The organism is Oceanisphaera litoralis (assembly GCF_016907015.1).
In the GTDB taxonomy this organism is placed as follows: Bacteria; Pseudomonadota; Gammaproteobacteria; order Enterobacterales; family Aeromonadaceae; genus Oceanimonas; species Oceanimonas litoralis.
In genome coordinates, this window is sequence record NZ_JAFBBE010000003.1 from 167,516 (window position 1) to 184,126 (window position 16,611).

The 16,611-nt window shown below is 59.0% G+C and carries 10 protein-coding genes; 2 read left to right on the forward strand and 8 right to left on the reverse strand.

The window, feature by feature from the left end; genetic code table 11:
* The first annotated feature begins 8 nt into the window (after positions 1-8).
* Together glpK and glpD are read left to right on the forward strand one after the other, a co-directional pair.
* On the forward strand, positions 9-1,556 hold the full coding sequence (glpK, locus tag HNR62_RS02905; RefSeq protein WP_204794587.1) for a glycerol kinase GlpK: 1,548 nt from the start codon (positions 9-11) through the stop codon (positions 1,554-1,556).
* Between the two features lie 188 nt (positions 1,557-1,744).
* Positions 1,745-3,238, forward strand: coding sequence for a glycerol-3-phosphate dehydrogenase (glpD, locus tag HNR62_RS02910; protein ID WP_204794588.1), 1,494 nt, complete (start codon positions 1,745-1,747; stop codon positions 3,236-3,238).
* Positions 3,239-3,244: 6 nt separating this feature from the next.
* Here the strand turns inward: glpD and HNR62_RS02915 are convergent, their stop codons facing one another.
* From HNR62_RS02915 to HNR62_RS02950, 8 genes are all read right to left on the reverse strand, one after another.
* Complete coding sequence (locus tag HNR62_RS02915) at positions 3,245-6,409, reverse strand: ATP-binding protein (protein WP_204794589.1); 3,165 nt, start codon at positions 6,407-6,409, stop codon at positions 3,245-3,247.
* A 98-nt stretch (positions 6,410-6,507) separates the two neighbouring features.
* On the reverse strand, positions 6,508-7,716 hold the full coding sequence (locus tag HNR62_RS02920; RefSeq protein WP_204794590.1) for an EAL domain-containing response regulator: 1,209 nt from the start codon (positions 7,714-7,716) through the stop codon (positions 6,508-6,510).
* Positions 7,717-7,774: 58 nt separating this feature from the next.
* Entirely contained in the window at positions 7,775-11,959 is a 4,185-nt protein-coding gene (locus tag HNR62_RS02925; protein WP_204794591.1) for a CHASE domain-containing protein, read from the reverse strand.
* A 247-nt stretch (positions 11,960-12,206) separates the two neighbouring features.
* Complete coding sequence (locus tag HNR62_RS02930) at positions 12,207-14,348, reverse strand: hypothetical protein (RefSeq protein ID WP_204794592.1); 2,142 nt, start codon at positions 14,346-14,348, stop codon at positions 12,207-12,209.
* The gene (locus HNR62_RS02935; protein ID WP_239552542.1) at positions 14,345-14,749 is read right to left on the reverse strand and encodes a hypothetical protein; all 405 of its coding nucleotides are present in this window, start codon (positions 14,747-14,749) and stop codon (positions 14,345-14,347) included. The genes HNR62_RS02930 and HNR62_RS02935 overlap by 4 nt, the downstream gene beginning before the upstream one ends.
* The gene (locus tag HNR62_RS02940; RefSeq protein ID WP_204794593.1) at positions 14,739-15,533 is read right to left on the reverse strand and encodes a PilW family protein; all 795 of its coding nucleotides are present in this window, start codon (positions 15,531-15,533) and stop codon (positions 14,739-14,741) included. Before HNR62_RS02940 ends, HNR62_RS02935 begins: the two co-directional genes overlap by 11 nt.
* On the reverse strand, positions 15,530-16,066 hold the full coding sequence (locus HNR62_RS02945; protein WP_239552543.1) for a type IV pilus modification PilV family protein: 537 nt from the start codon (positions 16,064-16,066) through the stop codon (positions 15,530-15,532). The genes HNR62_RS02940 and HNR62_RS02945 overlap by 4 nt, the downstream gene beginning before the upstream one ends.
* Positions 16,056-16,595 carry a prepilin-type N-terminal cleavage/methylation domain-containing protein gene (locus HNR62_RS02950; RefSeq protein ID WP_204794594.1) on the reverse strand — a complete coding sequence of 180 codons (540 nt, stop codon included), beginning with the start codon at positions 16,593-16,595 and terminating at the stop codon, positions 16,056-16,058. Before HNR62_RS02950 ends, HNR62_RS02945 begins: the two co-directional genes overlap by 11 nt.
* Between the last annotated feature and the right edge of the window lie 16 nt (positions 16,596-16,611).

The following is a 16,611-nucleotide window of genomic DNA, read 5'->3' on the forward strand; positions in this document are numbered from 1 at the left end:
AGCGCCTCATGTCTCACACCAAGCAGCCACATACCCAACGACCACACACCAAACAACCACACACCAAGCGCTATGTGGTGGCCCTGGATCAGGGTACCACCTCGTCTCGTGCCATTATCTTCGATGACGCCGCGCAGATTCAGGGCCTGGCCCGGCGGGAATTTGCCCAGATTTATCCAGAAGCCGGCTGGGTCGAGCACGACCCCATGGAAATCTGGGCCACCCAGCGCGCCACCCTGACCGAGGTGCTGGCCAAAACCGGCATAGAGCCGGAGCAGATTGCCGCCATCGGCATCACCAACCAGCGCGAAACGACTGTGGTGTGGAACAAAACCACCGGCAAGCCGGTGTATAACGCCATCGTCTGGCAGTGCCGCCGTACCGCCGCGCTCTGCGAGCAGCTGAAAGCCCGAGGCCTCGCCGACTATGTGCAGGAAAATACCGGCCTGGTGCTGGATGCCTATTTTTCCGGTACCAAGATCAAGTGGATTCTGGATAACGTCGCGGGTGCCCGCGAGCAGGCCAACAACGGAGAACTGCTGTTCGGCACCATAGACACCTGGCTGATCTGGAAGCTGACCGAAGGTCGGGTGCACGTGACCGACTACACCAACGCCTCCCGTACCATGCTGTTCAACATCAACCGCCTGCAATGGGATCCACATCTGCTGGACGCACTGGACATTCCCGCCGCCATGCTGCCCGAGGTGAAGTCCTCTTGTGAAATCTACGGCCAGGCCCGGCTGGGTGCCACAGGCGAGATCCCCATTGCCGGTATTGCCGGCGACCAGCAGGCCGCGCTGTTCGGCCAGCTGTGCTTCAACAAGGGCATGGCCAAGAACACCTACGGCACCGGCTGCTTTCTGCTGATGAACACAGGCCGCCAAAGAGTCAGCTCTCGCCACGGCCTGCTCACCACCCTGGCGGTTGGTGCCCGGGGGGAAGTGAACTATGCGCTGGAAGGCTCGGTATTCATGGCCGGTGCCATTATTCAGTGGCTGCGCGACGAGCTGGGCCTGATCCGCGAGGCGCAGGACTCCGGCTACTTCGCCGACCAAGTGGCAGACAGCAATGGCGTTTATCTGGTGCCGGCCTTCGTGGGGCTGGGCGCCCCCTATTGGGACCCCTATGCCCGTGGCACCCTGGTGGGCCTGACCCGGGGCAGCAACCGCAATCACATCATACGCGCGGCGCTGGAGGCCATTGCCTACCAGAGCCGCGAGGTGCTGGACGCCATGCAGGAAGACGCCGGGCTGGTGCTTGCCGCGCTCAAGGTCGACGGTGGCGCCGTCGCCAACGACTTTTTGATGCAGTTTCAGGCGGACATGATCAACACCCGGGTGGTGCGCCCGCAGCAAACCGAAACCACCGCCATGGGGGCGGCCTTTCTCGCCGGGCTGGCGGTGGGCCTGTGGCAGAATACCGAACAGCTGGCCGCCACCCTCGCGGTGGACAGGACATTCAGGCCCCGGATGCACAAGGACACCCGGACCCGCCTTTACCATGGCTGGCAAAAGGCGGTGATGCGTTCACGAGACTGGGAAGAACATGAATAATACCAATCGGATTAATCATCTTCAGACCGTCATCCTGACGAACGTCAGGATCTCTCTGCAGAAAGATACCGGGTCCGTCATGCTGAACTTGATTCAGTACCGGTATGACAGTGCTTAAAACACGGCATTGTTATCGGATATTGATCACATCTTTAGTCCGATTGGTATAACAACCGATAAGGAACCGCATGACAACGGACTCCCCTCTTTTTGATGTGCTGGTGATCGGCGGTGGTGTCAACGGTACCGGCATCGCCATGGACGCGGCGGGTCGCGGCCTGCGGGTGATGCTGTGCGAAATGAGCGACCTGGCCTCGGCCACCTCGTCCAACAGCAGCAAGCTCATTCATGGTGGTCTGCGCTATCTGGAGCATTATGAATTTGCGCTGGTCAAAAAGGCGCTGGCCGAGCGCGAGTTATTGCTGAAAAGCGCCCCGCACATCATGTGGCCGCTGCGTTTTCGTCTGCCTCATCGCCCGCATCTGCGGCCGGCCTGGATGATCCGCGCCGGCCTCTTCCTCTACGATCACCTCGCCCGGCGCAAACATCTGCCCGGCTCCTGCGCCATTCGCTTCGGTGCAAACAGCCCGCTGCAGCCCCAGATTACCAGGGGCTTCGAATATTCCGACGGCTGGGTGGACGATGCCCGGCTGGTGGTGCTGTGCGCCATGGCCGCCTTTGATCGCGGCGCCGAGATCAAGACCCGTACCCGTTGCATCAGGGCCCGGCGTAAAGGGGGCCTCTGGCAGCTGACGCTGCAAAACACCGTTACCGGCGAGCGGAAACAGTACCGCAGCCGTGCGCTGGTCAACGCCGCCGGCCCCTGGGCCAGTTCGCTGTTTGCCGACACCATGACAATGCCAGCCCCCAGGCAACTGCGCCTGGTCAAGGGCAGCCATATTCTGGTGCCACGGCTGCACGATGGCCCCGAGGCCTATATCCTGCAAAACGAAGACCAACGCATTGTGTTCGTGCTCCCCTATCAGGGCCGATTCTCGCTGATTGGCACCACGGACGTGGACTACGAAGGCGATCCGGCCGAGGTGGCCATCGACGATGACGAAGTGAAGTATCTGTGTCATCTGGTCAATGGCTATTTCAAACGCCAGACAAGCCCGGCGGATCTGGTGTGGCGCTATTCCGGGGTTCGCCCCCTGATAGACGACGCCGGCGGTGATGCACAGGCGGCCTCCCGCGATTACCGCTTCGAGCTGAACGCCCCCGAGAACGAGCCCCCGCTGCTGTCGGTATTCGGCGGCAAGCTCACCACCTACCGCCTGCTGGCCGAGGCCGCTACCGGCACCCTGTGCCGCTTCTTTCCCGAAGCCGGCCCGCCCTGGACCCACACCGCCGTGCTGCCCGGCGGCAACTTCAGCACCCCGGCCCGGCTGGCCGAGGCGCTACGGTGGCATTATCCCTGGCTGCCCGATGCCCTGTTACAGCGCTTCGTACGCAGCTACGGCACCCTGTGCCACCGGTTTTTGCAGGGGTGCGAGCGACTGGACTGCCTGGGTGAGGCGTTCGGCGGCCATCTGTATCAAAAGGAAGTGGATTACCTGGTGGAATACGAATGGGCCACCACGGTGGAGGATATTCTGTGGCGCCGCACCAAGCTGGGGCTGGAACTGCAGGATGACGAGCGGGACCGCCTGCAGCAGTACCTGCAGGCACGCGGTTCCTAGGGTCTGTTATACCGGCATGTGCTGGCCAAGCTGCTCCTCGACCAATAAACACCCGGCCTCGAACTCACGGATCAGGGCCGACAGGGCTGCCGTGGTTCCTTCCTTGCCGGCACTTTGCAGGCCGGCACACAGCTCGGCCAGCGACAGGGCCCCGACACTAAGGGAAGAGGACTTGAGGCGGTGTGCCATGGCCCCCAGTTGAGCCATATCCCCGGCCTGATAGGCGGCCGTCATGGCCAGCGCCGATTGCTGCAGCGACGCCCGGTACTCGGCCAGCAGCTCACCGACCGCGGCATCATCCCCACCCACCAGGGCGTGCAATATCGAAATATCCAGCACAGGCTGGCTCTGCCCCTCGGTCACGGGGTCGGCAATCGACACCTGGGGTGAGGCAGGCAACCATTTTCGCAACATGGCGGCCAGCACATCCAGCGCTACCGGCTTGGCCAGATAATCATTCACCCCCGGCTCCAGACGCGATGCCACCCGCAACAGATCGGCGCTCAACAAGATAATGGGCATCGGTGGCCCCCGCTCTTGTTCCCGGATGGCCCGCGCCAGCTGAAACCCGTCCATTTCCGGCATATGCAGATCGGTGAGCAGAAGTGAAAATGCATCCTGCTGCCAGCGCTGCAATGCCTCACTGCCATTCTCGGCCAACACAGGGCGATAACCCAGCAGCGTCAACTGACGCTGGATCACCTTGCGGTTAACCGCATCGTCTTCCGCCACCAGAATGCGCTGCCCGTTAGCGGCCTCCGGGAGCGGTGGCGCCCCTTGCCAGGGGCTGGCATCGGTCAATGCAGGTGCCCGCCCGGGCAACGCCTCCGCCAGCGGCAGGGTCACCGTAAAGCGGGCCCCCTTTCCGGGTGTGCTGACGACCCCAATATCGCCCTCCATCATATCGACCAAGCGCCGGCAGATGGCCAGCCCCAGGCCGGTACCGCCAAATCGGCGGGTGGTCGAGCTTTCCAGCTGAACAAAGGGCTCAAACAATGCCGCCTTCTGTTCCGGCGCTATGCCAATACCATTGTCGGACACCTGCCACAACAACCGCGGTGGCGCCTCCTGCATCCACTCAACCCGGATCAGTACCCGGCCGCGCACTCCGGGGCGGCCGGCACTGAATTTAATGGCATTGCCCAGCAGGTTGTAAGCAAGCTGACGTAAACGGGTGGGATCGCCCCAGCACTCGGCAGGCACCCCTTCGTCAATCACACAACGAACCTCCACCTGTTTGTCGACGGCCATCGGCTGCAGGGTGCGGCAGACACCGTCCACCAGGCTACGGATATTCACCCGCACCCGCTCCAGTTCCAGCTGACCCGCCTCTATCTTCGAAAAATCCAGTATGTCGTCAATCAGGTGCAGCAGCATCTGTGCCGAGTCCCTGATGATGTGTACCGTCTCCTGCCGGTCACCTTCCGCCTGCGGGCGCTGCAGCAGCTCGCTCATGCCCAGAATACCGTTCATGGGGGTACGGAGTTCATGACTCATGGTGGCCAGAAAATCGGATTTTGCCTGATTGGCCTGCTCCGCCTCACGACGTGCCGTATCCAGCTCGCGGGTTCGGGACAACACCAGACGCCGGGTACGTATGCTTTGCCCTGTGACGTTGGTGGTAAAGGAGGTCGCCAGCAGCAGCAGAATCACCACGGCCAGGATAAACACCTTCATCATCGACGACTGGCCCGGCTGCCAGGGCAAGGGCGCCCAGGTTTCCAGCACAAAGTGTGCATCGGCAAATATCTCGGGATGCCATTGCCAGTCGGGTTCCTGGCCGGCATGCATGGCTTCACGCTGATCCAGCAGCACCCGCGGCTCGGCTCCCCGCTCAATCAGGGTGAGCCGGCTGAGCAGCCCTGTCCGCAGAGATCGGTCCGCTATCTCCTGCACCAGATCCTGAATCTGAATGAGTCCCACCGAAAAACCGTTCAAGGCCTGCCGTCGCGCCTCTGGCGAGGCTTGATCGGCAACAAAAGCGGGCTGGTACACGGGCACAAACAGCCGCCAGGTGTCCTGCGTGTCGCCATGCAACGGCTTGTTCCAGTATTTCAGAACCGGCTGGCCGCTGGCCGCCACCTGTTCCAGGTGCGCCCTATCGGCCGCACCGGCGCCCAGATCGACGCCGGACACAGCGTCATAATCAGGAGTGGAAACGAGGAAGGTTAACGGAAAATAGTCGGGCCGGGACAGGGCCGGTATCAGATCCCCCCGGGTATTGCGCTCCAGCAGCCGGAACTCGGGCCAGCCACGTCGGCGGATCACCGACTCGAAGACCTCACGATCCGTCTCCGTCACCCTGGGTAGCCAGGCCAGTCCCTTGACCACGCCGCCGTCCATCAGCCGCCGGGTAAACAGGGTAAACTCGCGCTGATCCAGCTCGTGGTCGGTGGCAAGCATATCGGCCACTTCATATACCGCCTCCTGCTGCCGCAACACATAGCTCTCCAGGTGCTTATACAGTACTTCACCGGAGACCTTGATGTGTTCCCTGCGCTCCGCTTTCTCCATGCGCCCGAGCAGCTTCAGGCCAATCACCGCCAATATGATCACCAGCAGCGGCAACAGCAGCATCCTGCGCACGGCGGCCGAGGTGTCCCGATAGTGACAGGACAACAGCGGCAGCAGGAAAGGGGCCACCATCAGCACCCCCAGGACATCGGCCGACCACCAGGCCAGCCAGTTACCCATCAGCAGCTCGGCCGAGACGCCGTTCAGCAGATACATGGACCAGATGCCCACCGTGGCCGACAGGGTGCAGGCCACGGGGGCGGCCAGTGCCAGCCGCCACACTACCTCTGCTTCCTGCTCGGCCAGATGGCGCTCATCGACCAGGGGGGCCAGCCAGCGGGCCCCCAGAACGGCACCCAGGGTGGCCGCCGCCGCCGTAAGGCCGGTCATCAGCACCAGTGACAGGGTCGGCTCCTCGCCGGCCAGCAAGGACTTGTGCAGCAGGTCTGCGGCAAATCCGCCCAGCCAGACTGCCGGCCAGTAGTGTCGCCCCCAGATCAGCAGGCCAAACAGAGCCAGACCGGCGGCAGGCCAGACCGGCGCCGCATACACAGGCGGGGTGGCCAGCCACATGCCCAGTTCGGCCAGCGCCCCATAGCCAAACACGATTATCATGACGCGCAAGGCGGTACCCAGCGACGGCGTGAGACGCGCCACCGGCCCCCTGGGATCACAAGACACCGATAGCGGTTCAGCTAGTGGTTCAGATAGTGGTTCAGCTAGTGGTTCAGATAGTCGTTCATCTGCCATCAGGGTTATTTTTCCCGCAGGGCAATCAGCCCTTCAAGGCGATGGCTCCACTGCTGCATCCAGTCGTTCATCTGTTCGGCCGGCATGGGCCGGGCAATAAAATACCCCTGCGCCAGCTGGCATCTGCCTGTCTTTTGCAGATAGTCCCAGTCTTCGGCATCTTCGACGCCCTCCGCCACCGTGTTCATTCCCAACTGCTCGGCCATGGCCAGGGTAGAGTCGAAAATGGCCCTGCGGGTCGGATCCCGGCTGGCCTGGTGCACAAAACTGCGGTCTATCTTGAGCTCACTGAAGGGGATGTCTCTCAACTGGGCCAGGGAAGAATACCCGGTGCCAAAGTCATCGATAGACAGGCCAATCCGCTTCAGTCGCAGCCGGGTCACGCTATCGAGCGCCTTCAGCGGCTCGGCCATCAACTGGCTTTCGGTCACCTCCAGGATCAGATGATCCAGCGGCATTCCGGTTTCCATCGCCATCTGGGTGACAAACTCGGGGAACAACAGGGAGCTGATGTTGTTCATGGTGACGTTGATGGCGATATTGAGGCGGAGGCCGTGCTGCCGCCACAGGCGGGCATCGGTCAGCGCCTGGCGCATGACGCAGCGGCTCAGCTCTTCGATCATCCCGTGCTGCTCGGCCACCGAGATAAACTGATCCGGGTAGATAATGCCATGCCGGGGATGCTGCCAGCGCACCAGCGCCTCGACCCCGTCCACCGCCCCGTTGGCGAGAACCACCTTGGGCTGATAATGGTTGATCAGTTCACCGGAGGCGATGCCCCTGGCCAGATCGGCCGGGTCGCACAAGTCCAGAGGGCCTCGTTTCGGCAACAAGGGGGCCGCCTGGCCCTGTTCCAGCACCTGGCAGAGTCGTGCCAAGGAAATCGGCTTCCTGACCGCATCGAGCACGTTCAGGCCATGAGCCCTGGCCAGAGACTGAGCGGTGGACAGAATACGTTCATCTTCGCCACTGAGCAGCAGTACTCCCCCCTGATAGCCGAGACGAGCCAGATGACGCACGCATTCAATGCCATCCATCTGCGGCATTTGCAGATCCAGTATCACCAGCGCGATAGTGGCACCCGCCCGCTCCAGCAGGCTCAAGGCCTGCTCGGCAGAGGAACAGGCAATCACTTCCTTTCTGCTGGCCTGTGCCAGCTGGCGTGTCAATACCTTGAGAATAAAGGGGTCATCATCGATCACCAGGATCTTCATATCAGGTGCTGCCTCGTACCATGTTTTTCTCGTTTTTCTCGTTTTTCTTGTTTTTCAATCACTCCCCCGCTCCTGCCAGTACCTCGGAAAGATAAGCCTCAACCTCTTTTTGCTGCGCCTCAAACCGCCGGAGCAGCGGTTCCGCTCCACCCGATGTCTGATGCCGGCACGCAACCTCCAGCTCGGTGCACAGTTCCGCCAGGGCAAGGGCACCGACCATGCGCGAAGAGGATTTTAATCTATGCGCCAGCGCGGCGACCCGAGAAAGATCGCCCTCCAGATAGGCAGGGTAAAGGGCGCGCCCCGCCTCCTGCAGCCCGTCTCTATAGGTGGTCAGCAGCTCCCGGACCAGCTCCGGCTCGGTACCGACCAGATCATGCAGGACAGAGGTATCCAGCACCGGCTCCACCGTATCAGGCGTGGCAGGCTCCTCCCGAGAAGCCGGTGGCTCGGACGCCGATAACCAGTGCTGCAACATGGCGCCGAGCACATCGAGGCTGATGGGTTTGGTCAGGTAATCATTCAGGTCCGAATGTTTCTGCATCCTGACGCCTAACAGGTCGGCGGTCAAGGCCAGAATCGGCATGGGCGGCCCCTGCTCTTCCCGGCGGATCGCCGCCGCCAACTGATACCCGTCCATTCCCGGCATATGCAGATCGGTCAGCAGCAGCGCAAAACCGCCCCTGCGCCACTGCTGCAGTGCCTGATCACCATTTTCTGCCACGACCGCCTCATAGCCCAGCAGAGCCAGCTGCTGGCGGATCACTTTCCGGTTGGTCGGGTCATCTTCCGCCACCAGGATCACCTGCTCCCGCCGTTCATTCGACGACTCAGTTGACGACGGCGCCAACCCATGCCCGCCCCGAATTGAGGCGCCCCCTGATTGAAGAGCCCCATTCGTCATCGGCACGGCGGCAGTGGATTCCGGCGACGGCGCTGGCTGTACCGGCAGCATCAGGGTAAAGGTGGTCCCCCTGCCGGGCTGACTCTGTACGCCGATGTCACCCTGCATCATATCAACCAGATGCCGGCAGATGGCCAGGCCCAGGCCGGTGCCGCCGAAGCGGCGGGTAATCGAGTTTTCGGCCTGGACGAAAGGGGCAAATATCTCGGCCTGCAGTTCGGGGGCAATGCCGATGCCGTTATCGATCACCGACCACGTCAGGCACCCCGGCTCCCCGCTATGCCGCTCGACCCTAAGCGCCGCCCGCCCCGGCTGTTGCGGACGACCGCCACTGAACTTGATGGCATTGCCCAGCAGGTTATAGAGGATCTGACGCAGACGAACCGGATCGCCATAGATATGTGGCGGAACATCCGGGGCAAGATGACAGCTGAGCGTCACCCCCTTGTCGTCGGCCATGGGCTGCAATACCGTGCAGACCTCCTGCACCAGTTGACCAAGCGCCAGCGGCAGCCGCTCCAGTTCCAGCCGACCTGCCTCGATTTTCGAGAAATCCAGAATATCGTCGATCAGCCGCAGCAAGGTGTGAGCCGAGGTCCTGATGATGGCAAGCGGTTCCCCATTGCAGCGCTGCGTGTTCTGCCGCTCCAGCACCTCAAGCATACCCAGCACGCCGTTCATGGGAGTGCGCATTTCATGGCTCATGGTGGCCAGAAAATTCGACTTGGCCCGGTTGGCCCGCTCCGCTTCACTGCGGGCTATCTGGAGTTCGGCCGTCCGTTTTTCAACCCGTTTTTCCAGTTCTTCTGCCTGTTGCGCAATCGACAATTCGGCCTCTTTACTGGTGGTAATATCATGGTGGCTGACCACCACCCGGATGTTGTCACCCTCGGCCAGCCGGGTGATACGGCAATGAAACCATCGCCGCTGCTCCGGGCCATGACAGTCGTACTCGAAACCCGCCATTGTACGCTGCCCGGCTATGATTTCACGAATAAGGCAAGCGACATTGAATCCGTCTTCCTGCTCATCATCACACTGTTCCAGATAATTCTGCCCTTCTCTTACCGCCTCAACCACACCGCCATTGGCTTTTGCAAAGCGACGCCAGCCCAGGTTGGTTTGCAGTATCATCCCCTTTTGGTCGAGTACGGCAATATGGGAAGGCAAGGCGTCGAGCACGCCCCGGATAAACTGTTCGCTCTCCTGCAGCCGACGGGTACGCTCCACCACCCTCAGCTCCAGCTGCTGGTTACTCTCGCCCAGCGCCTGTTCACTGCGAAGTAACGCCAGCTCGGTCTGCCGACGGGCGCTGATATCCACCGCAGAGGGGATCAGCTTGACCACCTGGCCCTGCTCATTCCGCACCGGCATCAGGCTGAAATCCATGGTCATCACATTGCCATCGGCCGCCACCAGCTCAAGGTCATGACGCACCGGCTCACCGGCGGCTGCCCGCCGGATATCCTCACGCAGCCGGGCCTGCAGCGCCGTCGAATGGGCAAACCAGGGAGTGAGTTCGAAGCGCCGGTCAAGCACCTGCTCACGCCGCAAACCAAATCTTTCCAGTGCAGAACGGTTGAGCTCAATCAGGATGCCGTCCGGGGTCATTTCTCCCACAAACACGGGCATACCGTCGATAATGCCGCGCAACCGGGCTTCTGACCGGGCAATTTCCAGGGTGCGCGCCGCCACCTTGCGGCCGATACGCACATTCTGCCCCGCCGCCGACAGCACATAAACCGACAACAGCAGTGAGATAATCACGCTGCCGCCCAGATAAATCTGCATGGCGACCGAGTCTGCTACCGTCCAGGGCTGCAGATCCCAGCTGGTCAGTTGCAGGGCATTGCCGACCAGAGATCCCACATGGCTGTCCAGCCGGGCATAGGATGGATGCTGTTCCGGCATCGTGTTGCTCAGCGACAGATACTTGCCATCCGGGTGAGTGAGGCCTACGCCTATTCCCCGTTGCGCCGCCTGTTGCTGCAACGGCTGATAAATGTCATCCAGATAGATGAGGCCCACGACAAACCCCCGCAGGGCAGCGCGGCGCTCGGCGGAGGTGGCCGATCCGGACACAAACCCGGTTTGATAGACGGGAAAGAACAAGCGGTAATCATCGTTACGGGCACGATCGGCACCGAATACAGCCTGCCGGATTTCCAGTACCGGCAACCCTGTGTCTCTTGCCTGGCGGAGCACGGCCAGGGTGTCCGGATCATGACCCAGATCCAGCCCCAGAGCCGGTGTCGGGCTCCCCGAACGCAATTCCGAATACAAGACGGGATAGTGGTTTACAGCCGGTGCCGCCGCCGTCAGCCGCCCCTGAGGATCGACCTGGCGGATGGTAAAGTCATGCAGGCCACTCTCCCTGATCTCGCTTTCCATTTCGACGCGTTCGGCCCCCGACACCCGGGGGGCCCAGCCCAGACCGCCGATATCATTGCCGTCACGCACCAGCATACGGGTAAAGCGGGCAAACTCTTCCCGGCTCACCTGTTCACTGGCATTGAACAGGCCGACCACCGCCTCTACCGTCCGCGTCTGGGTGAACAGCCATTGACCCAGTGCCGCATTCACTTGGAGACTATCCTGCTGTTTTTCCTGCTGCGCCAACAGCTGGTTGCTGCGGGCCAGCCAGGAATAGCCGCTCACCATCAGCAGGCTGGCCACCAGCAGGGGCAACACAATCTGCCAGCGATGAGCGCGCCAGCACTGCCGGGTTGCCGGTAAAAAGCCCATCGACAGGGACAATACCAGCAGCACCCCCAGGCTGTCGCCGGCCCACCAGCTGAACCAGCGGGGCAGCAGTACCGCCAGGGCTTCACCCTGTAGATAATAAAAGCCCGCCATGGCGATGGTGGCCGAGATAAGGGATGCCAGGGGGCCTGCCAGCAGCAGCAGAACAAACAGGCCCGATGCCCGCTCAACACCGGCTCGCGCATCAAAATAGGGCCGGATCAGCCGGTAGCCGATCCAGGCTTGCAGAGACACCCCCAGGCCCACCGTCAACGACTGAGCCACCAGTTCGGGGGCAAATACGCCGCCTTTTATCGTCTGAACCATAAAAGAGGCGCCGGCACCCAGCACAATGCCCGGCCAGCTGCGTTGCCCCCACAGCATGAGCCCGACCAGCATCGCCCCCGCCGCCGGCCACAGGGGATGCGAGAACCACAATGAAAACATCAGGGAGTCGCCCAGCCAGACCGTCAGCCGGGCCAGGGTGAAATAAAGCAGCGCCTGAAACCATATCCCTTGCCATACACCGCATCCCTTGCAGTCACTATCAACAGCAACCGCGTACGAGGGCGCGGCGGCCAAAAAGGGAAAACGCATGAACAGGAAACTCCGGGACAACAAATGGCAAGAAACGGCAACAAACTGCAAACTGCAAACTGATAGCAGCAAAGATAGGCCGATTAAAAACGGCCGCTAGAATAATGGATCCGACTACCGATTAACAGGCCCAGGACCCAAGTCACCTCAGGCGGCGACGGTCTGCATTCTCCGGGTCGGGGCATACCCAGTACACATATTCAACTCCGGAGATCTTTGGCTGCCGTGCGTTGACGGCTCGGCGCCATCAGCGGATCACCTCCCGCCGGTTGAACACCCGGTCGTTGCCGCGCTTGCGCAGCTCCTCGGTGAACTGCAGCTGTGCTGTCGGTTGCACCAGTCGGCTGCCGTCGTGAGGCTGTAGCCACAGTGGTACTTCCAGCTCAACCTTACCGCTCCACTGCTTCTCATAAGCTGCGACGTCTATCGCCTGCTCTGTCACCTCCAGCCGCAGTGGCGGCGACGGCATCGTCGTCACATTAAGTGGGGTTGAAGATTGCAAGACATAAGGAAACCCGCTGTCTTCCGCTACGGTATTGATATCAGTCGAATAATAATTCAGATGGGTCGGCATTGTTCCTTCCTGGCCAACCGGTAATTCAAGATCTTCCAGGGTTAGAAAGCCGAAACGCAGTGTGTCTTCCTTATCCGCCAAGGTCGTTTTTTCATCCACGCCCAGTGTTTTATCGTGTTCTTTGATGGCCAGCTCTAATGGCAAGTTCAGGCTGGTTTCGGCAAACGGCTTGTTTTTAATGAAGGTGAGACTGGCAGGATTCAGTGCGACCCTATGCTGCCCAGCCTCCAATTCCGAGTAAGTCAAGCTCAAATCGGTATCCGTCAATTCGACATCCGCCCATCGGGTATCGAGTATGATCTCGCTATTGGCCTTGAGGCCACCGGCAAACTCGCCACTGTAGCTGGGCAGCGGATTACCTTTGGTATCCAGGCCCTCCACAATAAAGCCGGGCGTTGCATTAAATTCAACCGATGCCGGCTGTGCGGCATACATTACATCCCCCGAGATATCACCGGCTATGGTTTCTTTAACACGAAGCGAGGCCGGCACGGTGCGGCCGATGATTGCACTACTACCTTGTGTTTCCTTGTCGCCACAATCGGGCGCGTACGCGGCACAATGATTCGCTATTGAAACTTGCACCAGAGCTACGTCATTAAAGGAAACTTCATCCTCTAAACTGAACAAGGCATGATTGTTAACGTTCACCATGCTGTTATCGGGAATAACAAGGGTATAATCCGAGAGGACCGCACCTTTTTCATTGTTGCTACCGTCAACACTATAAAAAATAAAGTCTAATGGCACCGATTTTTCTTCACCTGCCTTGGCCAGCACGGGGCAGCCTGCATGGGTAGCATACACAAATGAATTTGACACTGGTGGGCAATCATTATGAGACTGGACTTCCACCATATAGGGCACAAACTTCAGAGTAAGATGCTGAGCGGCTTGTCCTTCTATCTGAGGATCCAAGGTCAAGTTCAATGAGGCAGGAATGTTATATTTTATATAAAGTTCAGTATTCAGTGGCAGCTGGTGGTTACTACCATTGACTAGTGGGATATATGTGCCAGCCTCACCAACTTTCTTATAGGAAAGCTCACCATCACCATAGTTTAGTTTAAAATCTTGCTCGATAGCGGTGCCGGAATTTTTGATGGTTATTTTTGCAGCATACCCACCTTCACCATTTACATAGCCAATATTGCTAACGGCTGACACGGTGACTTCAGGTTTTTCATCGACCCAGCCAAAGTCATATGTACAGGCCCCATTACTATCAACTGCGGCATGAGCCCATACTGTTAATGATTTCGAACTTATGCGGCCACAGACAAAAGCGTTTGAAGTTTGAATGGTAACGTCACCTGTAGCATAAAGATAACCATGGAAACTACCCTTTATATCTGCATCACCTTTAACAAAAACCAAAGCGCCATCGCCTTCCCCACCAGCCTTCCCTTGTGGATCCACCGTGAAATCCCCATTAATTATATAAACTTTCCCTCCATCGAAGTCTTTATTATTTTTCACTGTGTATGCATCATTATGAATTTCAACTTTTTCTTTTTTCTCATAATACTCAAAACTATCAACAGATGTCGTCGCCGAAAAATCATCAACTTTTACACAAGGTGAATGGCCATAACAAGATGGCTTGTTTTTTCCCTGACTGGTGTTGCTTACTTCTTTAAAATGAACCTTTCCCTCTTTACTCTCGCCGCTAATAATGGCGCCAGGCCCCACATGAATGGAGCCATTTTCATCATGACTTTGTACGGTATAGGGAAAAATTTCTTCAATGGTCTGCGCCTGCGAGGCTGCACTCCAGCATAGGGGGAATAACAACAAAATCTTTAAATACTTCATTCAATCACCTCGACTTCTATGTTGCGGATCACCGTCAGTTGGCCGGTGTTACAGGTGCCGGTGGCGATCACATTTACCTGGGTTACGCCGGCATCCGTACTGCTCTCGGGGACTCTGGCGATTCCTGCACAGCCCGCCACCTCTGTGGTAACGGCAGCGCTGGAGTTACTATCACCCAACAATTCAAACACTTTCTGCTCCAGTACCGACTCGGCAGCCAGGCGGGCCTTGAACGCCTGCACTTCATACACCAGTTGTCGGCTGCTCTGGCTCGACAGGGTCGCCAGGCCCGCCATCAGCGCCGCCAGCACCAGCATGATAAACAGCACGCTCAGCAGCATGCTGCCGCGCTGGGTTGATCGAACGCCGAGATTAATATCGGAAGTGATATCAGGGTTCATAAATCACCTGGATCTGGCTGGGCAGCACCAGCTCACCGTCCCGGGTTTGCAGCGACAGCGACATGACCAGCAGCTGAAGAGACTCATTGTAATCCGAAAAAACGCGATTAGACACGACATTGTTCAACATTAATACGGCAGGTGACCACCCTGACCCCGTATTCTCATAACGCCACAGGGCACCATGCTGCAGGCAAAAACGCACCTGACGCCGCTGCAACAGTACATAGCGCTTGCCCAGGCCTTCCCTGCCAAAACTAACTTCCCCCGCGGAGAATCTAAAAGCATCGGCAAAAGGCAGGCTCGCGGGTAGCTTCACCTCCTCCTCCGGCTTCTTATAACCAAACTCGACGACGTTCATCGGCCGTGTCCCCGGGTAATCCTGCCACACTGCCTCACCGCTGTCGGCACGCACCGTCAGATTGACCTTTTCAATGGCGTTACCTTGCTGTATCAGCGGAATAATAAAGGTCGCATCAGGGTTAAGGTCTGTTACCCGGCCGTTGTAGCGGCCCGAGGCCAGCACCGGCACGAAAGAGACACAGCGGTTATCGATGCCGTCCTCATTGGCACTCACATAGACGCTGGGGCTGTAGGCCAGGCTGAGTTCGCGTTTGATGCGTTCCATGGCGAAGCGGGCGCCGGCCAGGGCCTGACCGCGCTCGGCAGTACCCACATACGCTGTGGCCATGTCGGCGATGAAGCGGGTGCCGAAGATGGCGCTGATGCCAATCAGCGCCAGCACGATCACCAGCTCTATCAAGGTAAAGCCGCGCGCCTTCATCGGATATTGTACCTGTGCAGAATAAAGGAAAGAGTGGAGCCCTGCTCGATGCCGACCTTGATGGTCACTTTTTTGAAAGGCTCGCTTGCATCCGGTTCAACGCAGCTTTCTATCCTGAAATGGCGGTAAAGCCGGGGTTGCGGCAAGTTCAATTGACCGGCCAGGGTTTCACCGTCAATGGCATTAATACCACACCAAAGCTGAAAATCATCGACCACATTAAAGTCGTTAATGTTGCCAGTGCTTGCCTGGGAACTATTGGCACACACTGTCACCCCATTAATACCACACCGCTCCCGGGCCGCTGGATTATTATTGGCATCAAATTTCACCGCCATGAGCTGTTCGCTCAGGGCTTCGGCCAGTGACACGGCCCGAAACTGAAATACCGGATCCAGCTGGCGGGGCTGACTTGCAAAGAAGAGCCCGACCCCGACCAGCACAATGGCCAGTATCGCCAGTCCCAGCACATATTCCAGCAGGCTGACACCGCTATCACGACGAATATGATAGAGGAAATAGCTAGGGCGCATGAATATAGCCCTCGGGTTCAATATGAACGGCTTTGCCGCCAATCGTTATTTCAAGGGATTCGGCAAGCGGGATATCATTGATAAAGGGGCGACCCAGGCGGCTATCTTCACTTAAAAAGCGTGTATCGGTTGACGCTTTGCCAAATTGCAGCACCAATGGCAAGGACCGGTTGGCCTGTATATTCAGGTCACGACTCCCCATAAAGAGTCCCTGATGCGTCCCTTTATCAAGAACATCATCGGCAAGCGGCGTTGCCGTAGACTCGCAGTGTTGGGTAAGGGAAAAAGCGGTATTGGTGATAACGACCCTGGAACAACGCCGTAAATCGGCACCTGATTGCACGGCCTCCGGGTCATTCATGGCTCGCAACTGCGCCAGCCGTAACAGGCCGACCAGGTTGTCCGCCTGCAACCGTTGTTCGAACCGGCTGCCCAGCTGCAGGCGTGGCAACGCCACCGCCGCCAGTATGCCGCTCAGCACCAGCACCAGTATCAATTCGATGAGGGTAAAGCCACGGAATCGGATCATGGTATTAAAAAAGGCG